The sequence below is a fragment of the Domibacillus sp. 8LH genome, assembly GCF_038806185.1.
In the GTDB taxonomy this organism is placed as follows: Bacteria; Bacillota; Bacilli; order Bacillales; family Domibacillaceae; genus Domibacillus; species Domibacillus indicus_A.
Genome location: NZ_JAVJNG010000004.1, coordinates 102,099 through 126,187, shown reverse-complemented (window position 1 = coordinate 126,187; position 24,089 = coordinate 102,099). Strand labels below are relative to the sequence as shown.

Here is a 24,089-nt window from a genome sequence, read left to right as displayed (position 1 = left end):
AGGAGGGGACCACCTGTGCAATTTGAAACGGTGATTGGACTTGAAGTCCACGTTGAATTAAAAACAAACTCAAAAATCTTTTCGTCGGCCCCGGCCCATTTCGGCGCGGAGCCAAATACGAATACAACGGTGATTGACCTTGGATATCCAGGCGTGTTGCCGGTGATGAATGACAAAGCGGTGGAATTCGCAATGAAAGCAGCCATGGCCATCAATTGCGAAATCGCCGAGGAATCCATTTGGGACCGGAAAAATTATTTCTATCCAGACAACCCGAAAGCATACCAAATATCACAAAATGATAAACCGATCGGCGAACACGGATGGGTAGAAATCGAAGTGAACGGTGAAACAAAACGCATCGGCATCACTCGTCTTCATTTAGAAGAAGATGCGGGCAAGCTGACGCATGCCGGCAAGCATTCTCTTTGCGATTATAATCGCCAGGGAACACCGCTTGTAGAAATTGTATCCGAACCAGATATTCGCACGCCCGAAGAAGCCTATGCATTTTTAGAAAAATTAAAAGCGATTATTCAATATACAGAAGTATCCGACTGTAAAATGGAGGAAGGATCGCTTCGCTGTGACGCAAACATTTCGATCCGTCCATTTGGACAGGAAGAATTCGGGACAAGAACAGAATTAAAAAACTTAAACTCCTTTAACTTCGTGCGTAAAGGGCTTGAATATGAAGAAAAACGCCAGGCGGAAGTTGTATCTTCAGGCGGAAAAGTGGAGCAGGAAACACGCCGTTTTGATGAATCAACAGGCAAAACCGTTTTGATGCGTGTAAAAGAAGGATCAGATGATTACCGTTATTTCCCGGAACCGGATCTGCTTCCTGTTTACATTGATGACGAATGGAAAGAGCGTGTTCGCGCGTCAATTCCAGAGCTTCCGGATGCACGCAAAAAGCGTTACATGGAAGAGCTTGGACTGCCGGCGCATGACGCGAAAATTTTGACGATGTCAAAAGACATTGCCGATTTCTTTGAAGCAACGGTAGCAGCCGGTGCTGCAGCAAAGCTTGCTTCTAACTGGATGATGGGTGAAGTGCCGGCGTACTTGAACGCAGAGAACAAAGAACTGGCTCAAACAAAGCTGACACCAGAGAACCTTGCGGGTATGATCAAATTGCTTGAAGAAGGAACCATCTCTTCTAAAATCGCTAAAACCGTGTTTAAAGAAATTATTGAAAACGGCGGCGATGCCGAAGCGATCGTAAAAGAAAAAGGCCTTGTGCAAATTTCTGACGAATCAGCGCTTTTAAAATTCGTAAACGACGCTTTAGATGCGAACCCACAGTCTATTGCCGACTTTAAAGAAGGCAAGAAAAAAGCGATCGGCTTCCTTGTTGGACAAATTATGAAAGCGTCCAAAGGGCAGGCGAATCCGCAGGCGATCAATAAGCTGCTTATAGAAGAAATTCAAAAAAGATAATAAATGATCAGACAGGATGGCGCGATTGAACTCCAATCGCGCCATTTTTGTATGTAATAGCACCGTCTTTTCAATCGAACGGTTTTCTTTTTATGTTAATTCCAACTTGACTTGTCGGATAAAATCCGTTAAAGTGTATATATCTTATAAAAATAATCGGAATTAAAACGGAGGGCCGGATAATGAGCAGAGAATATACTGTAATCCCAGGTGCTGAGTCATTTTATTTAGAAGGAAATGAAATTGGTATTGTTCTTTCCCATGGATTTATTGGTACGCCGCAAAGTGTCCGGGAGGTAGCCGAAGCATTAAACCAAAAAGGATTTTCGGTTGTTGCTCCAAGACTGAAAGGCCACGGCACGCACCAGGAAGAAATGGAAACATGCACACATGACGATTGGTATAACAGCTATTCAAACGCCTATCGCTTTTTGAAAAAGCGCGGCAAGCGTATTTTCTTAATGGGGCAGTCCATGGGCGGCACACTGACGCTTAAATTTGCAGCCGCTCATCAGGACATTGAAGGCATTATTACGATTAATGCAGCTCTTACACTGCCGTCACTCGATTACTTGCAGTATGATCCGGCTCCTCGTTTTATTCCGGAAGGAGCGCCGGATATTAAAAAAGACGGCGTCCATGAAATCACGTACGAAGAAGCGCCTGTTGCTTCTGTGCGCGAGCTGCAAAAGCTCATGAAGGAGGTGCCGAGCGTACTGCACCGTGTCCGCGTGCCGGCGCTTTGCATCAAATCAGCAGTAGATCACGTTGTGCCGCCGGAAAACACATCGTTTATTTACCAGGCGATTTCATCCAAACAAAAGAAAATCGTCACACTGCGAAATTCTTATCATGTAGCCACCATGGATTATGATGCCGGCCGCATAGTGGAAGAAGCTGCTGCATTTATTGAAGAAGCCATCCAAAAACAGTCGGCATTTCGAAAAGTATTGTAAAAAGCGGTCTCCGAATGGAGACCGCTTTTTTTAATTGGTTAAAATATGGGTGATCACGTTCACAGCTGCTTTAATTTCATCCTCTGTTGCGGTAAGAGGCGGAAGAAGGCGGATTACATGAGTACCGGCTGTTAAAATAAGCAGGTTTTGTTCACGCGCTTTGGCTAAAAACGGCCCCGCTTCTTCGTTCAGCTCAATGCCCACCATTAAGCCGCGCCCTTTCAGCTTTTTAAAGATAGGCTGCTCTTTTAGTGCTTCTTCGAGCAGCGAGTGAATCAGTTCGCCTTTTTGGGTTACATCGGCCAAAAAGGATTCGTCGAAAATAGTGTTCAATGTTGCTTTGGCCGCTGCAAGAGCCACTGGGTTGCCGCCGAATGTCGAGCCGTGTGAACCGGCAGAAAACGCTTCGGCAAGGGCCGCTTTACCGATAATCGCACCGAGAGGGAAGCCGCTCGCAATTCCTTTTGCAACCGAAACAATATCCGGATTCAAGCCGATATGCTGAAAAGCAAATGGCTTTCCGGTACGGCCGATGCCTGTCTGGATTTCATCAATAATAACAAGAGAGCCATTTTGATGAGCCAGTTCTTCGGCTTTCTTTAGAAATTCTGCATTTCCTTCATTAATACCGCCTTCACCTTGAATCACTTCAAACATAATGGCTGCGGTATTGTCATCAAGGGCAGCTGTCAAGGAATCAAGATCATTCATGTTGACATACTCAAATGATTCGAGCATGGGACCGAAGCCTGTTTTAATTTTGTCCTGGCCGGTCGCCGCCATCGTGGCAAAAGTGCGGCCATGGAATGAATCAACGAATGTAATGACTTTTGTACGGCCAGTTGATTTGCGGGCAAGCTTAATGGCTGCTTCATTTGCTTCAGCGCCGCTGTTTCCGAAAAACACAAGATCGAGCCCTGACGCATCTGTCAGCTGCTTCGCTACTTCTTCCTGCAGCTCAATTTGAAACAAATTTGACGTATGCCAAAACTGGTTCAGCTGCTCTTCAACTGCTGTTTTGACGTTGTCCGGTGCGTGGCCAAGGTTGCATACGCTGATGCCAGATGTAAAGTCTAAATATTCCTTGCCGTCTTTTGCTGTTAAATAAGAGCCTTTTGCTTTGACGGGTGTAACATCCCATCTTGCATATGTAGGAAATAAATGACTCATACTGTTTCCTCCTTTTGAAATAAAGTGCCATGCCACGTTTCATTTTCGTAGAACGGTTTTTTGCCAGAGACAATATGAACATGTCCGCAGCTTTCGAGTGCTTTCAGGGCAGTATGAACTTTTGGGATCATCCCGCCGCTGATTACACCGGAATCAATAAGTTCGTTTGTTTGGGAAGCAGTGAGAGATGGAATCAGTTCACCATTTTTTAAAACACCGGGCACGTCTGTCACCATAAGAAGGTGGTCTGCCTCAAGAGCGTAAGCAGCCGCGCCTGCTGCATGGTCTGCATTCACATTCAGCACCGTTCCGTCTGGACCTTTCGCAATCGGTGTCAGAACGGGAAGGAGGCCGGCTTCAAGGAACAGCTGGAGCGCTTCTTTGTTAACAGCTGTTACGTCGCCGACAAACCCGAGTTCTTCCTGGTTAATAAAGTCAGCCTGAAGGATACCCTGGTCGCTTGACTGTACACCGATAGCCGGAATACCTTGTGCTTCAAGCATACGGACCAGTTTCCGGTTCATGCTTCCGGAAAGAACAAGCTCCGCTGCCTGAAGCACTTCCTCTGACGTAACGCGCAGGCCGTTTTTAAACTCGCTTTTTACGTTCATTTTCTCGAGCATAGCGTTAATTTCCGGGCCGCCGCCGTGAACAAACACAATTTTGTATCCATCGGCGATCAGCGCGTTCATGCTGTCAAAAAAGCTTTGTGACAATTCTTTTAACACACTGCCGCCGCATTTTACGACTACTGTTTTCATTGGTCTCCTCCTCTTATGGGTACATCGGAAAGCCTTTAAGCCCCGATGTTTCTTCGAATCCAAACATAATATTTGCATTTTGAACGGCTTGTCCCGCTGCACCTTTTACAAGGTTATCGATAACGGACACGATTACAAGACGGTTCGTGCGTGTATCCACATCAACAGAAATATCACAGAAGTTTGAACCGGCTACTTCTTTAATGCCAGGGAACTGTTTCACTGGGCGGACACGGACAAATGGATCGTTTTTGTAGGTATCAGCATAAAGAGCATGTGCTTCTTCTGTTGTCATATCGCGTGTGAGCGGTGCATACATCGTTGTCATAATTCCACGGGATACCGGCAGAAGGTGGGTAGAAAACGTAATGGGGGCGGCTGATTCGCTCCACCAGGAAAGCTGCTGCTCAATTTCCGGAATGTGCTGATGCTCATTTACTTTATAAATGCGGAAGTTATCATTCATCTCCGCGAAATGAACGATCGGAGACAAGCCGCGTCCAGCACCCGATACACCGGATTTGGCATCAATAATAATATTTTTCATATCAATTACACCGTTTTGTACAGCGGGAGCAAGCCCTAAAAGCGCTGCTGTCGGATAACAGCCCGGATTGGATAGAACGGATGCCGACTTAATGTTTTCGCGGTTCCATTCTGTCAGCCCGTACACGGCATCAGCGACAAATTCTTTTGGAGCCGGGTCTTTTTTATACCACTTTTTATAATCTTCTGTTTCTTTTAAGCGAAGGTCTCCGGATAAATCGACGACTTTGGCCCGTCCGCCGGCAAGCTGGGGGGCAAGGGCAGCAGCTGCGCCGGAAGGAACCGCTAAAAATACAACGTCTGACTCCTGTTTGATCGCTTCTGTATCAATTTTCGTTAAGGGAAGCGGGCAAATCTCGGCAAGATGAGGATACTCTTCTGTAACAGGAACGCCGTCTTTGCTGGATGAATAAACAGCGTGCAGCTCAAAATGTGGATGATTGGATAAAAGGCGTATAAGTTCAATTCCTCCGTAGCCGGAAGCGCCGATGACTGATGCTTTCATGGAAAAACTCCTTTGTATTTTTATTTATAATTATTAATATTTATTAATTTATTCTTCTTCATTATAGAATTGTGCCTCCTTGAAATCAACCGATTTTGTCAAATCGGCCGTTTTTGTGCATAATGGAGGATAGGATGTTTTGAAAATCCGTAACGGAGGAACGAAAAATGAATCTGCAGGAATGGTTTGAAAAAGGACTGACACCTGAGGACTATATAAACAATATGTCGGAGCATAAAGAAAATCTTCTTTATGTATTAAAAAATTTTCACTTATCGAGCGAAGAAGCTTCTCTTATTGATAAAGTAAGCGAAGCCAATTGGCGTGTCATTGTCCTCACAGAAGACTGGTGCGGGGACGCTATGGTGAACATTCCGATTCTGCTTGCCATGGCAAAAGCAGCAAAGATGGAAGTCCGTATGCTGCACCGCGATGAAAATCTGGAGCTGATGGACCAGTATTTAACAAATGGAACATCACGGGCAATTCCTATTTTTATTTTTATAAACGAAGAAGGAGCGGAGCAGGCCGTATGGGGACCGCGTGCTCCAGCCGTGCAGGAAATGGTCACACAGTACCGTTCATCGCTGCCGCCGCGTGACCATGAAGATTTCGAGAAAAAGAGCCGTGACATGATCCAGGCATTGACAGAAACCTACCGCACGGACGAATCGATCTGGCAGGAAATATACCGCAGCATAAAAACAACGCTTGCGGAACGATTATATTAATAGCAGAAAGACTGGGATAAAGATGACGAAACGAGCACGAATTATTTACAATCCAACCTCTGGGCGCGAATTGTTCCGCAAGCATTTGCCGGAAGCGCTCGAAAAGCTTGAAAGAGCCGGATATGAAACTTCCGCGCATGCAACAACGGGAGAAGGAGATGCGACCGAAGCAGCACGAATCGCCACGGAACGGAAATTCGATGTTGTCATTGCAGCGGGCGGCGATGGAACGTTAAATGAAGTAGTGAATGGCCTGGCCGGCCAGGAGCATCGTCCGAAATTCGGCGTGATTCCAATGGGCACGACCAATGACTTCGCCCGGGCATTGCATATTCCGCGTGATATTCAAGGAGCCATCGATGTGATCACAGCCGGTGAAACCATTCCGGTAGACGTCGGGCGCATGAATGAGCGCTATTTCATTAATATTGCAGGGGGCGGCCGTTTAACAGAGCTTACGTATGAAGTGCCAAGCAAGCTGAAGACGATGCTCGGCCAGCTTGCTTATTATTTAAAAGGTATCGAGATGCTGCCTTCGATCAAGCCGACAGATATTAGAATTGAATATGATGGTGAAGTGTTTGAAGGAGAATCCCTTCTTTTTTTAATCGGGCTGACGAATTCAGTCGGCGGTTTTGAAAAGCTGGCGCCGGATTCATCTGTTAACGATGGTTTATTTACGCTGATTATATTAAAGAAAACCAACCTGGCTGAATTTATCCGAATTGCGAGCCTTGCCCTGCGGGGAGATCATTTAAATGACCCTCATGTTGTTTATACAAAAGCAAGCCGGATTCATGTTCAATCATCGGAACCGTTGCTGATTAATCTTGACGGGGAGCTTGGCGGCGAGATTCCGGCTGATTTTGAAAATTTATACCGCCATCTTGATGTTTTTGCACCAATCGAAAAGCTTCGTCCACAGGACCGCATTTATTAATATGGGCTGCTTCGGTGATACCGAAGCAGCTTTTTTTATAGAAAGTATTTCGTGTGACGAATAATCATGTTATAATTTAGTTACCTAAGTAATCAATTGGAGGATAGAATGGAAACACATGAGCTATTTCATACGATTCATCAGCTGTCTCGCACGCTGACTAAACAAGTGAATGAAACGCTGCATCCGTTCGGTCTGTACAGTGCACAATGGGCGGTTTTATTTGTGCTGAAAACAAAAGGGGCCATGCCGCAGTCGGCGCTATGCGAATACCTGGCAGTTGAAGCACCACCGATGACCCGGACGATTCAGCGTCTTGCCAGGCAGGGATATGTACAGCAGGTGCCGGGCGAAGACAAGCGGGTAAAAGTGATTCACTTAACGGACAAAGCGCACGAGGCGTATCCGGAATGGGAGAAGGCCATTTTAACGATGAATGACCGTCTGCTTGAGCAGGTGCCGCGGGAACAGCGTATGCTTGTGCAGCTGGCACTTCATGATTGGCTTGGAAAAATGAAAGGGGATTTGCATGAATAAACCAGCTCTATGGACAAAAGATTTTATCAGCATCTCATTAACGAACTTTTTCTTATTTATGACGTTTTATTTTCTGCTTGTCACGCTGCCCGTTTATGTATTAAACGAATTGAACAGCACGGAAAGTGAAGCAGGCTTGGCCACAACCGTCTTTTTAATTTCAGCGATTTTGATCCGGTTCGTTTCTGGACAATGGGTCGAGCATTTCGGCAAGAAAAAAGTATTGATTGCGTCACTTGTGATCTTTTTTGCAGCATCGGTTTTATACCCGTTCACAAATGGACTTACAGCGCTTCTTGTGCTTCGGTTCTTCCACGGCATTGGCTTTGGGATGGCGACTACCGCAGCCGGAGCTGTCGTAGCGGATATTATCCCGAATTCACGCCGGGGTGAGGGAATGGGCTACTATGTGATGTCCATGAACCTGGCTATGGCGATCGGCCCGTTTGCGGGACTTGCTATTATGAACAAATGGAGCATTCAAGCGGGCTTTATCGTGTGCGCAGCAGTTGCCTTGATTGCGTTGGTGATCGGCTTATCATTGAAAAATGAGAAAGCGGGCAGCCGCAAGCCTGCTGCACAGTTTAAGCTGGATCTGTCCCCGGGTAATTTAATTGAAAAGTCTGCCCTGCCGATCGCGCTGACTGGTACTTTCTTCGCCATTGTTTATTCAGCTATTTTATCCTTCGTTTCGGTTTACGCTGAAGAGCTGCATATTGGTGCCGTGTCTGGCTTCTTTTTTGTTGTGTATGCGGTTGTTATTGTACTGTCACGTCCGTTTACCGGCCGCTGGTTTGACCGTTATGGTGCCAATGCTATCGTCTATCCGTCGATTGTTGTATTCGCCGCAGGGCTGCTTTTGCTGAGCCAGGCTGGCGGCGCCGGTCTTTTTCTGATTGCGGCAGGGGTGATCGGGCTTGGCTGGGGCACTTTATTCCCTGGCTTTCAAACGATTGCCATATCGAAAGCGCGGCCTGAGAAAAAAGCGCTGGCGACAGCGACATTTTTGTCTCTTTTTGATCTCGGCATCGGCTTTGGGTCTTTTGTGATGGGGGTTGTGGCATCCGGCCTCGGCTTTAAAATGCTTTACGCTGCGTGTGCGGTATACGTGCTCGCTGGTGTGATTGTTTATTATTTTGTACAAAAAAGTAAAAGGGAGACAGAACAGTTTCCTCAGCTATAAACTGCCCGCCTGCCGGCATCGCCTCGTTCGATGCCGGCAGGCTTTTTTAAATTTTCCAGATCATCTGCATGAAAAGCCGTGCCTTTTTGTTCAATGTATGGCGAATGACTATTTCAAATTGAAAATAGGTCATACCAAAGAAAAAACGTGTAAACATTTTGCGCATCAGCCGTACACCCTGGCGTTTTTTCTTGTAAAGAGCGGAATACCTGTCCAGGATATTGTCATTCCCGTCCGCTTTACTTACCCTGTTATGGTCCAATATCCGAAGTCCATTGCCCAGGTACTTCCGCATCGAACATCTCAATGAAAAGAAAAAACAGTGACTCTATCACTGCTTCAGCCGTTAGATGTGTGCTGCGGTACAGCAGTCTGCTTTCATGAGCTTTCTATTTTTGGAGCGGACAAATGTGTGCGTAACCGTCTGCATAGAAGGAATCAGTGCCATTCAATGCCTGGATATGGAGCTGATGGTGAAAAGAACGTTTATCGAACCAAAATGGTAAGGCAATTCTGCAGCTGGTAAATGAAACAGGCTGGAGAATGCCTTCTGCTCTTTGAGCGGACAAGCATACCGGACGCTTCTTGAAAGAAGCGATTTTTTTTTATGTTTGCTACACTAAAGATAACAAAGAAGTGGAAGAAGGAATGGGGATGAATCATGTTTGGGCGTTATTAAAGCCGTACCGTCTGCGGATGGCTGCTGCCTGGGGACTGATGCTGCTTGAGCTCGCGGTGGAACTTGTGCTGCCGGTTTTAATGGCGAAGATGATCGATGACGGCATCGCGGCTGGAGAGATGAACGCGATTTTATTTTGGGGCAGTATCATGGTCGGGCTGTCGCTGTTTTCATTCGCTGCTGGAATTACCAATTCATTTATTGCTGCGCGGATTGGCCAAAACTACGGGTTCGATATTCGAAAGAAACTGATCGAGAAAGTGCAGTTTTTTTCGTTCGGGCAGTACGGCCACTTTGATACGTCGACATTAATTACAAGGATGACAAACGATGTGACCCAGCTGCAAAACGCTGTTTTTATGAGTCTGCGCATTATGCTGCGTGCACCACTGATGATTCTCTTTGGTACAGTGATGGCGCTGTTCGTTCATTTTAAGCTAGCGTCGGTGCTGCTTATAACGGTGCCGGTCATGACCATCTTTATGTTGTTTATGATGCGAAAGGGAGCGGGGATGTTCCAGCGTGTGCAGCTCAAGCTCGACCGTGTAAACAGCGTAATGCGTGAAAACTTGACGGGCATCCGGCTGATCCGGGCATTTGTCCGCAGCGGACATGAAACAGCGCGATTTGAACGGGCCGGCAAAGCACTTATGGAAAACACGATCGGCGTCATCCGCACATTCGAAAGTATTGTGCCGATTTTGATGCTTGTGATGAATGGCGGTCTTTTATTTATCCTATGGTTCGGCTTTGTCGAGCTGCAAAGCGGCACAGCGACCACGGGTGAAATTGTAGCCGTGATCAACTATGCGGCACGGATTATTATTTCACTGTCAATCCTTACGTTTATTACACTTGCGTTTGCCCGCGGCAGAGCCTCTGCTGCCCGGATCAATGAAGTATTGATAATGGAAGAGGAGCAGCAGCCGGCTGTAACAGAGACTTATCCAGCAGAAGGAGATCTCTCGTTAGAAGAGATTACCTTTACATACCCGGGCGGTAAAACGCCCGTGCTTCATTCGCTCTCCATGAATATTAAGAGCGGCAGCATGGCGGCTGTTCTGGGGGAAACCGGCTCTGGCAAGTCGGCACTGCTTTCTTTGATTCCGCGCTTGTATAAGCCGGAGAAAGGGCGTGTCGCCATCGGCGGCCGTGATATAAGCCGGATGGATGTCGGCCTGCTTCGGCGTCATATTGGCTTTGTCCCGCAGGAATCTCATTTGTTTACCGGATCGATTATCGATAATATTCGCTGGGGCAAAAAAAATGCGACCGATGAAGAAGTAATGGAAGCCGCTCAAAAAGCGCAAATTCATGAAACGATCGTTTCATTGCCGGACGGATACCATACGGTGATCGGGCAAAAAGGCGTTACGCTCTCAGGAGGGCAGAAGCAGCGGCTGTCCATCGCAAGGGCGCTCGTCCGGCAGCCGGATATTTTACTGTTGGATGACAGTACGAGCGCGTTGGATGTGAAAACGGAAGCCGCACTTATTGAGGCAATCACTGCCCAGCCATGCACCGTAGTGATTGTAACGCAAAAAATTTCAACTGCTGAACAAGCGGATTGTATTTTTATAATGGAAGACGGTCGAATTGCCGCTTCCGGCACACACAGGGAACTGGCACGGACAAATGGCTTGTACAGACGCCTGCTGGAGTCACAGGGCAGAGGAGATGGAATTCATGAAGCATCCGGGCAATAACAGGGAAGCCAAGCCGCAGATCAGCAACATGTCTGAGACGCTGAAGCGGATTGGCCGCTATTTGCTGAAAAGAAAAGGAAAACTGATGCTGACGATGGTAATGGTGGCGCTCAGCTCCGCATTAGCCCTGTCCGGCCCTTTTTTAATCGGGAAGGCGATCGATGATTATATCGCATCGGGGAATGAACGCGGACTCCTTCTTCTGCTCGCCGGCCTGGCACTGGTATATGTCAGTTATTCAGCCGTCAGCTTTCTGCAAAACTATTGGATGGTGGAAATTGCCCAACGAACCGTCTACGAGCTTCGTGATGATTTATTCCGCCATTTTCACACACTGCCGATTTCTTTTTTCGATAAGCGCCGCCACGGCGAGTTAATGAGCCGTGTCACCAATGACATCGATAATATCAGCAGTACATTGAACAGCTCCATTATTCAAGTGGCATCGGGGCTGTTGACACTCACCGGCTCCATTGTCGTGATGCTTTATTTAAGCCCGCTTTTAACCGCTGTGACTTTGCTCATTATCCCGCTGATGTTTGGCGGAATGAAATGGATCACAAGCCGCACCGGCCCGAGGTTTAAGGAGCAGCAGCGCCACCTTGGCGAGTTAAACGGGTTTATTGAAGAAGCGATTTCGAGCCGGCATATCGTCAAAATGTTTTCGCGGGAAGAAGACATCATTGAAGAATTTATGGAAAAAAATGAGCGTCTGCGTGAAGCCGGTTATCTGGCACAGGCTTATTCGGGCTTTATTCCGAAATTAATGAATGTGTTGAATAACGCTGGTTTCGCTGTGATTGCTCTTGTCGGCGGTGTTCTAGCGCTGAGTGGGCAGGCAACGGTTGGTACCATTGTGATCTTTACAGAATACGCCCGCCAGTTCACGCGCCCTCTCAATGATCTGGCCAATCAATACAACACAATGCTGTCAGCGGTCGCCGGAGCGGAACGGGTATTTGATATTATGGATACGGATGAAGCGGTTGACAGCAAAAAAGGACAGACACCGCTTCTGTCGGGGGAAGTCGTGTTTGATGATGTCTCTTTTTCTTATGAAGAAGGAAAAAAAACATTATCTCATGTTTCATTCCACGCTTTACCGGGAGAGATGATCGCTTTGATCGGCCCGACTGGTTCAGGTAAAACGACAATTATGAATTTGCTTGTCCGGTTTTATGAGCCGGATGGGGGCAAAATTTTGTTTGACGGTATAGACAGCCGGGATATCTCCGGAGCAGCACTGCGCAGCCAAATGGGATTTGTGCTGCAGGATACGGTACTTTTTGAAGGAACAGTAATGGAAAATATCCGCTATGGGCGGCTGGATGCGACGGATGAAGAAGTCATAGAAGCCGCCAGGCAGGCCAATGCCCATTCGTTTATTGAACGGATGCCGGACGGATACGATTCCATGCTCAAGCAGGATGGATCAGGCATCAGCCAGGGGCAGCGCCAGCTTCTGGCGATTGCCCGGGCAATCTTGGCTGATCCGGTTTTGTTGATTTTAGATGAAGCAACAAGCAGTATCGATACAATCACTGAATTGCATATTCAGGAAGCGCTCGGCCGCCTGATGAAAGGACGGACCAGCTTCGTCATCGCTCACCGGCTGAATACAATCCGTCGTGCCGATCAAGTGATCCGGCTGAAAAACGGCGGTATTCAAGCAATCGGCTCATATGAAGAGATTGTAGCAGCTGCCCGATAAAAAGCACCCCCTCAGGCTGTTGGCAAACGCCCACTTTCGCCGTCACCTGCCGGCTATGAGTGCTCATGACCTCCAAAAGGTCACTCCGCTTCCCAGCCGGCGGCGTTTCTGGAAAGTCAGACGTTTTCAATCAGCCTGCTTTCTTACTTTGTCTACAACCAAAAAGCACCGCCTTTTAAGGCGGTGCTTTTGATTTCTGTTACAGCTCCAGCGTTTGCGGCGGCTGTCCTTTTTTATTCATGAGCCGGATTTGCTCAGGGGTAACCTTTAAAATCAATAACTTCGGATCCTCCGGCCCGTCAAACCATGACTCTAAATGTTCATTCCATACTTTTTTCTTTAAGCTTTCATCGTCGGACTCGGTCACTTTTCCTTCGATTTCGACATATTCATCGCCGATTCCCTCGCCGTTATAGCCAAGCAGAATATGCGTATATGGGTTCTGCTCGATATCTTCTGTTTTATGAGTGTCTTTGCTTGTGGCCGTGTACAGTGTTAAATTGTCATTAAAAAAAGTCATATAGCGTGAACGCGGCTTGTTATCATGAATAGTGGCCATCGTTCCCACAAGGTTGTTGTCGATAATTGAGGCAATTTGATCTTTTAGTGAACTCATTTTCAATCACTCCTTATATGGATTACTATTCCACTTTCCGCCGGTTCTAAACAAAAAAAGAACATCCAGGGGGGATGTTCTTTTTTTATCAATCAGGCTGGGATTTAACTAAAATTTTTATATGATTTTTTTCCTTCACCAGTGCTTCAAACCCTTCTGTTACCACATCATCAAGCGAAATGCGTTTTGTTACAAGCTTTTCCGCCTGAAAATAGCCTTGCTGCATAAGCTCCATAACGGCCGGGAAAATATCACGATAGGCAATAATGCCTTTTACAGTCCGTTCCTGCAGCGTTCATCAAAATAGATGTCGCGGGCAGAACCATTCATTTTCGATAGGTGATCCGCTGTCATAGTCTCTTTTAAAGACTGTATAAACTGCTGCCGCAGTCAGCAGAATAAAGAAGAGCGGAAAGTGATTCCGTCCATGTGAAGAGAAATGTATGAAATGCTTGAAACGCTCTTGAAGAAAGCGGCACATCGGTGTAAGATGAAGGGTATCGTTTTCAAGCAGGGCAGCCAGTCAATGGACTTGGTGTGTACAGCCAGACAAGCTTCGTTTACTGAAAAACTACCTCTGGCATGATATTTTAGTGAATCGTTCTGTAAGGGAAAAAGAAATGGAAAAATGGATTTCGGCTGAGCGGGAATCATTTTTCAAATAGAAAGAGGAGAGTAATTGTGGCAAAGATTCAAGCTCCGGTTCAAAAAGGCGATACCGTTCATGTAACGGTGGCTGATTTGACGCATGAAGGAAAAGGAGTAGCCAAAATTGACGGCTATCCATTATTTATAGAAGGTGTTCTGCCGGGAGAAACAGGAGAAATTCAAGTAACCAAATTAAACAAGGGGTACGGGTTTGCCAAGCTGGTCCGGCTTGATCAAGCATCAAAAGAGCGAGTGGAGCCGCCTTGCCCGGTCTACGAAGAGTGCGGCGGCTGCCAGATGCAGCACTTATCCTATGCAGGGCAGCTGGATATGAAATACAACCAGGTACGCAATGTGATTGACCGGATCGCTAAGCTTCCGGACGTGCCGGTACATCCGGTGCTCGGCTTGGAGGATCCGTGGCGCTACCGGAACAAAGCGCAGGTGCCGGTAGGTCTGTCGCCTGAGGGGCAGATTGTCGCTGGTTTCTATAAAAAGCGTTCGCATGACATTATTGATATGACAGAATGCTTGATCCAGCATACAGAAAGTGATGCAATCATTCAAAAAGTAAAAGATGTTTGTTCAGCGAACGGGGTTATGCCGTATGATGAAGGCCGCCATAAAGGTGTGCTTCGCCACGTAATGGCACGAATCGGCTATCAAACCGGCGAAAAAATGGCTGTGCTGATCACACGCACCAATGAGCTGCCGAACCAGGAAGCCATTATAAAGGGGATTCGTCAAGCTGTTCCAGATATTACGTCGATTGTACAAAATGTGAATCCGGATAAAACAAATGTTATTTTCGGTTCCACAACGCGGACGCTGTTTGGAGAAGATGTGATCTATGATACGATCGGCGGCATTCGATTTGCCATTTCTGCCCGGTCATTTTATCAAGTCAATCCGGTTCAAACAGAAGTGCTTTACAACAAAGCACTTGAGTATGCCGGATTGACTGGTGAGGAAACCGTGATCGACGCTTATTGCGGCATCGGCACGATCTCTCTGTTCCTTGCGCAAAAAGCAAAGCAGGTGTACGGGGTTGAAATTGTACCGCAGGCCATTGAAGACGCCAAGCAAAATGCGGAGCTTAACGGTATTACAAACGCTCATTTTGAAGCGGGAAAAGCAGAGGAAGTCATCCCGGCCTGGTACAAGCAGGGCATCAAGCCGGATGTAATCGTGGTAGACCCGCCGCGCAAAGGCTGCGATGAGGCACTTCTCGATACGATTTTAAAAATGAAGCCGAAACGGGTTGTATACGTGTCTTGTAATCCGGGTACGCTCGCAAGGGATCTTCGCGTACTTGAAGACGGCGGCTTTCAAACACGTGAAGTGCAGCCGGTGGATATGTTCCCGCAGACGGTCCATGTCGAGGCGGTAGCAGTATTAGAATTAGGATAACAAAACATAAAAAGCAGGGAAGAGGTCAATTGGCCGCATTCCCTGCTTTTTTGTTTTTGTAACTATATAAGGTGTATCTTATTTTCTGGGTCAAAAGATACCATTTTAAGCATGAGACCACATGTTAAATTATGTTAAAAAAGCAGAAAGTAGGATCGTTGTTCATTTGCAGTGTTTTCTAAATTCAATATGTACAAGCGTGAAAGTATTCATCTTATTTTATTGGAGATATATTTTTCTGTAAAACTATTTACGAATTTTGCTTCATTTATTATACTGAAAAATAGATAAAAAGGACTAATTGTTGGATTCATAGGAATTAAATGGTCTGGATTAAGTCTTTTGTACGCATAAGCAGCTGGATGTTTATTACAATTTTTATATCCTCCGATAATAGCAAACTTATTGAAAAATAAGGACGCAAAGCCACGGGCCTAAAACCAAGTGTTAAGGCAGCCGGGCTGCCGAAGAAGATGGACACATTTTTGAACAAGATGCTTTTTTAGCATGTATGTACGGAAAGTCCACCTTTTTTAGGTGGACTTTTTTTATGTGCGTTATTGGAGGTGGTAGTACTCACATACATTTTAACTGGAAAGGATTACACGCATTATGATGATTTTAAACGAACAAATTCTGTCTCCCTTACTGAAACAAACACTGGAACATTTACAGATCCCGGTTTTAAAGGAGGCGGAGCCTGTGAACTACACGGCGTTTTTCGATTTGCTGACGAAAGAACAGCGGCTGCTGACCAACTCGGAAAGCGGGCTGTCTCTTCTGGATACTTATTGTCCGGACAGTAACGAGAATCAGTGGTCAAAGCTGTTTAAAAACAAAGGACAGCTGCGCACTCTTTTGTCTCAAATATACCCTAACTATTTTTATCAAGTGGTAACGGCTGATAACCTGCTCAGCCTGCCGGTCGAGCGAATTCCGTTTCCTGTCGTGCTGAAGCCTACCTTTGGTTACTCGAGCGTAGGGGTTTATAAAGTAAAGCGGAAAGAAGAGTGGGAAAAAGCGCTTCATCAATTCGAAGCGGACGCATTACTTTCAGAAGAAATATACGACCCGTCGGTTATTAATCAAAAAACGCTTCTTATTGAAAAGTGGATTCAGGGAGAAGAATATGCCATTGACGGATACTATGATGAGCAGGGAAATCCCGTCGTTTTAAGCGTCTTTAAGCGGCTTTTCAAAGATGAATACGATACATCGGACCGCATTTACTATACATCTAAACAAGTGATTCAAGAAATTTATGAGCAGGCGTATTCTTTTATGGCCGAACTGCAAAAGCTGGTCTCATTACAAAATTACCCGATCCACTTTGAAATTAGAAAGCAGGGAGAAACGGTTATTCCTATTGAGGTTAATCCACTCCGATTTGCGGGAGCAGGTACGACAGATCTTGGTTACTATGCTTACGGACATAATGTCTATGAACAGTATTTCACGCAGCAAAAACCGGATTGGAAGCAGATTATTGAGGATATGGATGATTCTATTTACAGCTTTTGCTGTGCGGAAATTCCGCTCGCTTTGTCACAGGGATTAGTAAAAGCTGTTGATCATGAAGCGTTTCAAAAGGAATTTGAGCATATTTTAGAATACCGTCCGATTCAGGCTGCTCACGACCGGACATTTGCCATTGTATTTTTCAAAAGCGATAACTTAAACGAAAATCATCATATCCTTCAGCTGGACTTGGAACCTTTTATTGACATGCAAGAACTTAAAAACCGTGAAATGGAGCAAGTATTGTGAAATTATTGATCATACATCCTAAGAAGTCTCTTAAATCTCAATTAACACTTGGTTTTTTAGTACCGTTTGTAGCTTTTTCATTAGTGATTTGCTTATTTTTTATTAACTTATTAAATACGATTTTAGATGATCATGTGCTCTCCCAATTTAATCATCGTCTTGAGGAAAACGGAACGGCTTTGGCCCGGACACTTTCTTCGCAGGAGATAGAGGACGCCATACAACATCCAGAAAAAAGCGGCTCGCTATTAAAATCCGCTTTGGATGATTTTATAAAAGAGCGTGAAGGCATTGAATATGTATACGTATTAACAAGTCAGGATAACAAAGATTATATTGTGGCCCTGAACGGCAGTGATGAATATATGAAAGAATCGCCGTTTACACCTGAACAGGAGAAAGCTTTCACAGAGGAACGCGCTGTAGTAAGTTCGATTTACACGGATCAATGGGGCATTCATAAATCCTTTTTTATACCAGTAGAAGGAACGGACACCATTGTCGGTGTTGACATGGATGCATCGTTTATCCATTCGTTAGAACAGAAAGCTCTTTTCTACCCACTGCTGTTTTTAGTTTTATCCGTATTACTTGGAACCGGCTCTGCCATTTGGCTGGGCAGCCGGATTTCGTCTCCGATCAAACGGCTGGCTGGTTTCACCCAGGATATTGCAGACGGGAATTTGCGTAATCCGATCCGCCTCGACCGGGAAGACGAAATTGGCATGCTTGCCGGCAGCTTTGAGAGCATGCGCCGCCAGTTAAATGCAGTTATTCAAAATGTGCATGAAAAAGCCGAAGATTTGAGCCAGTCAGGGAATACACTGTTTGCGTCGTTTCAAGAATTAACAGAAGCATCAGACCAGATTGCCAGCAGCACCCAGACAGAAGCAATGGGAGCGGAAGGCCGTTCCCGCCATTTGGAGTCTCTTTCTAACCTCATGCTGGATATGACTGAAGCAGTCGAGCAGATGAATAAGGAAACAGGCCAAATTAAAGAGATGGCAACGGAAACGAGCCATTTGTCTCAAAGTGGTTCGCAGCAGGTAGAAACGATTTCGAGCCAGATTCAGTCGATCAAACAGAATGGACTGGTTTCACAGGAGAACTTGTCTGATTTAAACAGCAAGCTGGCCCGTATCAGCGAAATTGTCGAATTAATACGTAACGTCTCCGCTCAAACTAATTTGCTGTCACTGAATGCAGCGATTGAAGCTGCTCGCGCAGGCGAAGCAGGAAAAGGATTCGCTGTTGTCGCCCAGGAGATTCAAAAGCTGGCTCAGCAAACGGCTGCTTCAGCGCAGGACATTACGGCAACAGTAGAGGAAATTAATAAACAAACCAATAAAGTATTAACGCTGAATGAAACCAATGTAGAAGATATGATGAAAGGCGTTGACATGATTGAGGACAGCGGCAAGTTGTTTTCAAAGATCTTCCAAGCGGTTGAAGAGCTGGAAACGAGATCAGAACGAATTTTTACAAATTCCCGCCTTGTTTCTAACGCATCAGAGGAAGCATTAACGGCCATTCAGGAAATTAGTGCAATTTCAGAACAGGGAACAGCGATTACACAGGAAATTGCTGCATCGGCCCAGCAGCAAAACCAGGTTGTTGAAACGGCCCAGCAGCAAAGTGGCAAGCTAAGAGAAGTCGCTCATATTTTACAGGAAATGGTCAGTCAGTTTGAAACCTTGCAGGAAAACGATTCAAAGCGGCCAACCCGCGCTGGTGCAAAGCGATAAAGAGATTAAAAACCGAAAATCCATCTAGCGATTTTCGGTTCTATTTATGTAATGATGAGGAAAAAGTCCGCCCACGCAAAACAAGCCTTCATTAATAAAATACACGGGGAGGTGAAATGGATGGTGATGGTCGGCATGCTGAATTTGGCAGGGCCTGAAAAGCATTTCAAAGCTTATCCGTTTGCTGCGGTAGCAAAAGTAGAGGGGACTGGCTTTTTTTATTTTCAGCCGCAGGGTGTAGACTTAAAAACGAAGACGATACGGCGCAAGTTTTATGAAAATGGACAATGGATCGAAAAGCAAACGACTTTTCCGGATGGGGTTTATAATACAAACGGCCATGTGAAATCGGAAGAAGAACAAGTGACTATTGAAGCGTTAAAAGCGCTTATTCCGTTTACAAGCTGGTCTGTTGGAAATAAAATGAAAGTTTTTAATAAATTGAGCAAGTCGGCTTTATTCTCCCGCTATCTTCCAGATACGATGGAAGTGAAGGAAGTGGAAGCAGTGATTGATTTTATTCATGAAAAAGAGCAGGTGATCTTAAAGCCGCGAAATGGGAGAAAAGGAAAGGGTATTATCTGTGTAAGGCGGATGGAAGACGAATATGAGGTCAAACGAACAGTAACGGATTTCGAGACGTATGCTGTCTTCCTCATTAATGGACTAAATCCTGGAAAAGTATAGTATTCAAACGTTCATTCAATGCAGAAACCAGGCAGGCCTCGCGTATGACTTGAGACTGCAGGTGCAAAAAGATGAAACCAGCAGGTGGACAGTTTGCTCGATTTAGCCTCGTCTTGCGCCTCCCAATAGTGTGAAAGCTAATATTAGCAGCGGGGCGCTGCCTTGTATATTACGCCTTTTTTAAAGCAGGAGTTTGGCGAAGGTTACTTTAATATGCAGCGGTACTTAGAAGTTTTTTTCCATATCAATCTCCAAGGAAATGGATAAACTTTATAGACGTTCATTTGATGAGCTTGGAATTGATATAGGAATTTACAGGAACGGTAAGGTTTGGATGTATGAAAGAAACTGGCACCCGGAGGTTCCTCCTGCTTTTTATCTTGAATTAAACGTAGTAAAAACTTCTTTAGCATACTGTTGTTATTTTGCACATGCGTTTCAGGGCAAAAGTGGTTCTCACCTTTCCTTGAAGTCTGTAAAGATGGATAAACAACGGTAAGATAAAATCCTTCGGCAGTTTTGAAACCACATCCATTTTTCCGCGGCATGGCTAATCAAAAAGAACGAAAGAACTGAAAATCAGGTTGTTGATTTTCAGTTCTTTCGTGACCAGGGAAAAGTCAGGAAAATGTTTTAGCCATTTTATGTAAAAGGTAAAAAACAAAAGGATGATCATTCAATTTGCTCGATCCCGGAGATATGTGCTCATAGCAACGAAAGCATAAATAATAAAGAAGGAACACACCCGTATTTAAGACTTCTTTTTAAGCAGGGAAACGAAGCAGTTCGCCTTGGTCTGTCAGCTTAAAATCGTGAAAGAGAAGAAGTGCCTGCTTTTGAAGGCCGGTCAAGCTTTCCAGGTCATAGGCACATACGCATGAGATGCCCGCTTCTTTTAAAAGCGCGTCCGCTTTTCGTTCAAATTCTTCCAGCCGAGCAGAGAAGCCAGTTTGTTTGTTCCACTCTATATGGAACCAGATTCTCTCAGCATAATGATAAATATGTTCTTTATGCTTTTCATTAAAAAAATGATGTTGGGATGGATCTCTCGGATTGAAGATAATAGAAAAAATTCAAAGTGATTTTGGAAAAGAATGTAATTCATTTGGCTGGTGGATAAAAGAGGCTGCAGGCGGGCTTCCATCAGCCGGCAAAAACGGTCATTCTCAATAACGAGCGTGCGTTTTCCATGCTGAATACTCGTTAAAATATAAGCATCAATTTCCTGAAAAAGATAAAGTACATGGGCATTTGGGATGGGTTCGAACAAGTTGGTTATTTCTATTTTAGGTTGAACAAGCATATTTTTGTCCCTTCTGCGTTTAAATTAAAATCATTACTTTTGTTTGGATATTGAGATGTTAACATAGGGAAAAAAGGTACAAACAACTTTGGGTGTGCTTTTATAACAGAAAAAGATTCGAAATTGGACACGTTCTTAGACAAAAACTATAATGAGATTACTGTATAAAAAAACACGTACTCACTATAAAGGGGCATCATAGATGGCAGCGAATTCACATATTACAGTTGGCGGGCTTGAGTTTGAATGGGATTTGGAAAAAGGAAGATTTGTATTTGAAAGAGAAGACGCGGTTCTGTTTTGGATTTCTTCCGCCATGAGAACATTTTTTGATACGATCGAAGAAATTTCCGGCGAAGAAGCATCAAACCTTGTGTTTGAAACAACCGGTTTTCGGCAGGGACTGGTTGTGGGACAGTATTTTGAAAAAATAAAAGATGTGAATGCGGCGCAGGCAGCAGAGCTGATTACCAACACGTACGCCTCGGCAGGCTGGGGACGGACGACGATCAAAGATTTGGACTTTGAAGCAAAAACGCTGACCGCTTATATAAAAGACAGCTGGGAATATAAGATCAACAAAGCACAGGAAAAAGAGCATGGCGGCAATTATCTTCCGGCTCATTATGCCGGTATTTTTACGGGGCTGTTTGGGCAGAACATCTGGTATGAAGTCGTGCAGGATCAGCTGGATGGGCATGAGCACAGCATTATTAAATATTTTCCATCAGACGTAACCATCTCCAATAATATTCACGAGCTGGCTCGTAAAAAAGAAGCGGAGGAAATTCTTCGGCTGGAAACCATTGTCGAAGAAAAAACAAAAGAGCTGAAAGAATTGGTCAGACAGCTGTCCTCGCCAATTATTCCTGTTCTTGAAGGAATCGTAGTCGTACCGCTTATTGGCAAATATGATGAAGACCGCTCAGAAGAGCTTGTTGTCAAAACGCTCAACAACCTTCCAGCCCATAAAGCAAACTATCTTGTCCTGGATTTAACAGGGCTCGATAAAGACATCAGCGGCCATACCGTCAGCTTGATTGAGAAAATTGGCTCTGCCGCCTCCTTGATTGGGACTGAGACGATTCTTGTCGGTATTTCCCCGGAACTTGGCATGGTTATTTCACAGTCAACAATCAACTTGTCTCGATTTGATTGCTTTCAAACGCTGCAGCACGGCATTTATTTTGCGCTGGCGCAGCATGGCCGAAAAATCGTTTAACCAGAAAAAAGCGGCGCTTCTTTTGAAGCGCCGCTTTTTTGGGTTAAAATCCTCTTCTTAAAGAAGAGCATAAAAGCGTTCGAACAGGGCACAATTTGGATAATGAGTTCATTGGGGAGGAAGACATGATGAATGCACAGGAAAGTACACTATCCATCTTTGCCCTAGGCGGCGTAAATGAAATCGGGAAAAACATGTATGCCGTTCAGTATGCGGATGATATTGTTTTGATCGACTGCGGCTCGAAGTTCCCGGACGAAAGTTTATTAGGCATTGATTTAATTATCCCGGATATTACGTATTTACGCGAAAACGAAGAGAAAATTCGCGGGCTCGTGGTAACGCATGGACACGAAGATCATATCGGGGGCATCCCATATTTTTTGAAACAGCTGAATGTGCCCATTTATGCGACACGCCTGACAATCGGCTTGATCGAAATTAAGCTGAAGGAGCACGGGCTGCTCGGCGATACCAAGCTGACACCGATTCATTCCGATTCAACCATTGAACTTGGAACCATCCGTCTGACCTTTTTTAAAACAAACCATAGTATCCCGGACTGCTTGGGCGCTGCGTTTCACACGCCGGAAGGAACGGTCGTACATACGGGGGACTTTAAGTTTGATTTGACGCCGGTCAATGATCAGTATCCGGATATTCATAAAATGGCGGGGCTTGGCCAAAACGGGGTGCTTGTTCTTTTATCTGAGAGCACGAACGCAGAGCGGCCGGGGTTTACGCCGTCTGAAAAGCATGTCGGACGGCATATTGAAGAAGCATTCAGCAAAGCACAGGGAAAAGTGTTTATTGCCACATTTGCTTCTAATGTTCATCGTGTGCAGCAGGTAGTGGATGCAGCAAGGAAAACAAACCGCAAGCTTGCACTGTTAGGGCGGAGTATGGTGAATGTCGTGTCGGTCGCCATTGACCTTGGCTATTTAGATATTCCGGATGATATGCTCATTGATGTGGAGGAAATCCACGACTTGGATCCAGAAAACGTAGCAATCCTTTGTACGGGAAGCCAAGGAGAGCCGATGGCAGCTTTGTCCCGACTATCCAATTCAAAATACCGGCAGGTGGAAATCTACCCGGGAGACACAGTCATCTTGTCTTCATCGCCAATTCCGGGAAATGAACGAAATGTCGCACGCATTATTGATAACTTGTTCCGTCTTGGCGCTCATGTTATTTATGGATCAGGAGCGGCGACAGGGATGCACGTATCCGGCCACGGCTGTCAGGAAGAACTAAAGCTTATGCTAACCTTGATGAAGCCAAAGTACTTTATCCCGATTCATGGCGAATTCAGAATGCTGCAGCAGCACCGGCTGCTGGCTGAGTCTGTCGGTGTCCAGCGGGAGAACATTTTTGTGGTAAACAACGGAGATGTTGTAGATATCAACCAGTCTGAAGCCCGTCAGACACGGAGAATTCCGGCTGGAAACATTTTTGTAGATGGTCTTGGAATTGGGGATGTTGGCGATATTGTACTGCGCGACCGCAAACAGCTTTCCGAGGACGGCATGCTTGTGATTGTGATTACTTTAAGCAAAGCGGAAAACAAAATTGTCTCAGGACCTGATACGATTTCACGCGGGTTTGTGTATGCCCGCCAGTCAGAAGATTTATTGAATGAAGTAAACCAGATTGCAGCAAGTACGATTCAACGATTGCAGGAAGCTGAAGTGACCCAATGGAAAGTGATGAAGCAAAACTTAAAAGAAACGGTTGGGAAGTTTTTGTACGCCCAAACAAAAAGGCGTCCGATGATTGTCCCTATTATTATTGAAGTGTAAAAAACATCCCCGGCAGAAAAC

Annotated in this window: 21 protein-coding genes, 2 pseudogenes and 1 riboswitch; of the genes and pseudogenes, 16 read left to right on the top strand and 7 right to left on the bottom strand. The window is 45.4% G+C overall.

Annotation, left to right across the window (positions count from 1 at the left end; genetic code table 11):
* The first annotated feature begins 15 nt into the window (after positions 1-15).
* Both gatB and RG959_RS08925 read left to right on the top strand, forming a co-directional pair.
* The gene (gene gatB / locus RG959_RS08930; protein WP_342796796.1) at positions 16-1,443 is read left to right on the top strand and encodes an Asp-tRNA(Asn)/Glu-tRNA(Gln) amidotransferase subunit GatB; all 1,428 of its coding nucleotides are present in this window, start codon (positions 16-18) and stop codon (positions 1,441-1,443) included.
* A 182-nt stretch (positions 1,444-1,625) separates the two neighbouring features.
* Positions 1,626-2,399 (top strand): alpha/beta hydrolase, encoded by a 774-nt coding sequence (locus tag RG959_RS08925; RefSeq protein ID WP_342796795.1) that lies wholly within the window; start codon positions 1,626-1,628, stop codon positions 2,397-2,399.
* A gap of 30 nt (positions 2,400-2,429) precedes the next feature.
* Here RG959_RS08925 and RG959_RS08920 read toward each other — a convergent pair whose 3' ends face one another.
* The 3 genes from RG959_RS08920 to argC are packed head-to-tail and all read right to left on the bottom strand — an operon-like array spanning position 2,430 to position 5,381.
* A complete protein-coding gene (locus RG959_RS08920) occupies positions 2,430-3,569 on the bottom strand; it encodes an acetylornithine transaminase (RefSeq protein WP_342796794.1) in 1,140 nt (379 codons plus the stop codon).
* Positions 3,566-4,330 carry an acetylglutamate kinase gene (gene argB / locus RG959_RS08915; RefSeq protein WP_342796793.1) on the bottom strand — a complete coding sequence of 255 codons (765 nt, stop codon included), beginning with the start codon at positions 4,328-4,330 and terminating at the stop codon, positions 3,566-3,568. The genes RG959_RS08920 and argB overlap by 4 nt, the downstream gene beginning before the upstream one ends.
* A 13-nt stretch (positions 4,331-4,343) precedes the next feature.
* Entirely contained in the window at positions 4,344-5,381 is a 1,038-nt protein-coding gene (argC, locus tag RG959_RS08910) for an N-acetyl-gamma-glutamyl-phosphate reductase (RefSeq protein ID WP_342796792.1), read from the bottom strand.
* A 167-nt stretch (positions 5,382-5,548) separates the two neighbouring features.
* Between argC and RG959_RS08905 the strand changes: the two genes are divergently transcribed.
* The 4 genes from RG959_RS08905 (at position 5,549) to RG959_RS08890 (ending at position 8,772) form a co-directional block, all read left to right on the top strand.
* Positions 5,549-6,112, top strand: coding sequence for a thioredoxin family protein (locus RG959_RS08905; RefSeq protein WP_315693141.1), 564 nt, complete (start codon positions 5,549-5,551; stop codon positions 6,110-6,112).
* Between the two features lie 22 nt (positions 6,113-6,134).
* Positions 6,135-7,052, top strand: coding sequence for a diacylglycerol kinase (locus RG959_RS08900; RefSeq protein WP_342796791.1), 918 nt, complete (start codon positions 6,135-6,137; stop codon positions 7,050-7,052).
* 108 nt (positions 7,053-7,160) lie between these two features.
* On the top strand, positions 7,161-7,589 hold the full coding sequence (locus RG959_RS08895) for a MarR family winged helix-turn-helix transcriptional regulator (RefSeq protein ID WP_309090122.1): 429 nt from the start codon (positions 7,161-7,163) through the stop codon (positions 7,587-7,589).
* Positions 7,582-8,772 (top strand): MFS transporter, encoded by a 1,191-nt coding sequence (locus tag RG959_RS08890; protein WP_342796790.1) that lies wholly within the window; start codon positions 7,582-7,584, stop codon positions 8,770-8,772. Before RG959_RS08895 ends, RG959_RS08890 begins: the two co-directional genes overlap by 8 nt.
* Positions 8,773-8,818: 46 nt before the next feature.
* On the opposite strand, the gene RG959_RS08885 is transcribed toward RG959_RS08890, so the two are convergent.
* Complete coding sequence (locus tag RG959_RS08885) at positions 8,819-9,067, bottom strand: hypothetical protein (protein ID WP_342796789.1); 249 nt, start codon at positions 9,065-9,067, stop codon at positions 8,819-8,821.
* An 85-nt stretch (positions 9,068-9,152) separates the two neighbouring features.
* Between RG959_RS08885 and RG959_RS08880 the strand changes: the two genes are divergently transcribed.
* The 3 genes from RG959_RS08880 (at position 9,153) to RG959_RS08870 (ending at position 12,868) form a co-directional block, all read left to right on the top strand.
* The gene (locus RG959_RS08880; protein ID WP_342796788.1) at positions 9,153-9,278 is read left to right on the top strand and encodes a hypothetical protein; all 126 of its coding nucleotides are present in this window, start codon (positions 9,153-9,155) and stop codon (positions 9,276-9,278) included.
* 148 nt (positions 9,279-9,426) lie between these two features.
* Positions 9,427-11,157 (top strand): ABC transporter ATP-binding protein, encoded by a 1,731-nt coding sequence (locus RG959_RS08875; protein WP_342796787.1) that lies wholly within the window; start codon positions 9,427-9,429, stop codon positions 11,155-11,157.
* On the top strand, positions 11,138-12,868 hold the full coding sequence (locus RG959_RS08870; protein WP_342796786.1) for an ABC transporter ATP-binding protein: 1,731 nt from the start codon (positions 11,138-11,140) through the stop codon (positions 12,866-12,868). The genes RG959_RS08875 and RG959_RS08870 overlap by 20 nt, the downstream gene beginning before the upstream one ends.
* 199 nt (positions 12,869-13,067) lie before the next feature.
* On the opposite strand, the gene RG959_RS08865 is transcribed toward RG959_RS08870, so the two are convergent.
* Positions 13,068-13,484: a pyridoxamine 5'-phosphate oxidase family protein gene (locus tag RG959_RS08865; protein ID WP_309090114.1), complete on the bottom strand. Its 417-nt coding sequence runs from the start codon at positions 13,482-13,484 to the stop codon at positions 13,068-13,070.
* Between the two features lie 88 nt (positions 13,485-13,572).
* Positions 13,573-13,776: pseudogene (locus RG959_RS08860) on the bottom strand (butanediol dehydrogenase); the annotation flags it as partial.
* Between the two features lie 389 nt (positions 13,777-14,165).
* On the opposite strand from RG959_RS08860, the gene rlmD reads away from it, so the two are divergent.
* The 5 genes and pseudogenes from rlmD (at position 14,166) to RG959_RS25140 (ending at position 20,240) form a co-directional block, all read left to right on the top strand.
* Entirely contained in the window at positions 14,166-15,542 is a 1,377-nt protein-coding gene (gene rlmD, locus RG959_RS08855; RefSeq protein ID WP_342796785.1) for a 23S rRNA (uracil(1939)-C(5))-methyltransferase RlmD, read from the top strand.
* Between the two features lie 385 nt (positions 15,543-15,927).
* A riboswitch (cyclic di-GMP riboswitch) is annotated at positions 15,928-16,011 on the top strand.
* Between the two features lie 233 nt (positions 16,012-16,244).
* Positions 16,245-17,309 carry an ATP-grasp domain-containing protein gene (locus RG959_RS08850; RefSeq protein WP_342796784.1) on the top strand — a complete coding sequence of 355 codons (1,065 nt, stop codon included), beginning with the start codon at positions 16,245-16,247 and terminating at the stop codon, positions 17,307-17,309.
* Complete coding sequence (locus tag RG959_RS08845; protein ID WP_342796783.1) at positions 17,306-19,054, top strand: methyl-accepting chemotaxis protein; 1,749 nt, start codon at positions 17,306-17,308, stop codon at positions 19,052-19,054. Before RG959_RS08850 ends, RG959_RS08845 begins: the two co-directional genes overlap by 4 nt.
* A 120-nt stretch (positions 19,055-19,174) precedes the next feature.
* The gene (locus RG959_RS08840) at positions 19,175-19,741 is read left to right on the top strand and encodes a YheC/YheD family protein (RefSeq protein WP_342796782.1); all 567 of its coding nucleotides are present in this window, start codon (positions 19,175-19,177) and stop codon (positions 19,739-19,741) included.
* Between the two features lie 49 nt (positions 19,742-19,790).
* Positions 19,791-20,240 (top strand): annotated as a pseudogene (locus RG959_RS25140) (YheC/YheD family protein).
* A gap of 465 nt (positions 20,241-20,705) precedes the next feature.
* On the opposite strand, the gene RG959_RS08835 reads toward RG959_RS25140, so the two are convergent.
* Positions 20,706-21,044: a hypothetical protein gene (locus RG959_RS08835; RefSeq protein WP_342796781.1), complete on the bottom strand. Its 339-nt coding sequence runs from the start codon at positions 21,042-21,044 to the stop codon at positions 20,706-20,708.
* A gap of 202 nt (positions 21,045-21,246) precedes the next feature.
* On the opposite strand from RG959_RS08835, the gene RG959_RS08830 reads away from it, so the two are divergent.
* Both RG959_RS08830 and RG959_RS08825 read left to right on the top strand, forming a co-directional pair.
* On the top strand, positions 21,247-22,266 hold the full coding sequence (locus tag RG959_RS08830) for an STAS domain-containing protein (RefSeq protein WP_342796780.1): 1,020 nt from the start codon (positions 21,247-21,249) through the stop codon (positions 22,264-22,266).
* 128 nt (positions 22,267-22,394) lie between these two features.
* The gene (locus RG959_RS08825) at positions 22,395-24,068 is read left to right on the top strand and encodes a ribonuclease J (protein WP_342796779.1); all 1,674 of its coding nucleotides are present in this window, start codon (positions 22,395-22,397) and stop codon (positions 24,066-24,068) included.
* Positions 24,069-24,089: the final 21 nt, after the last annotated feature.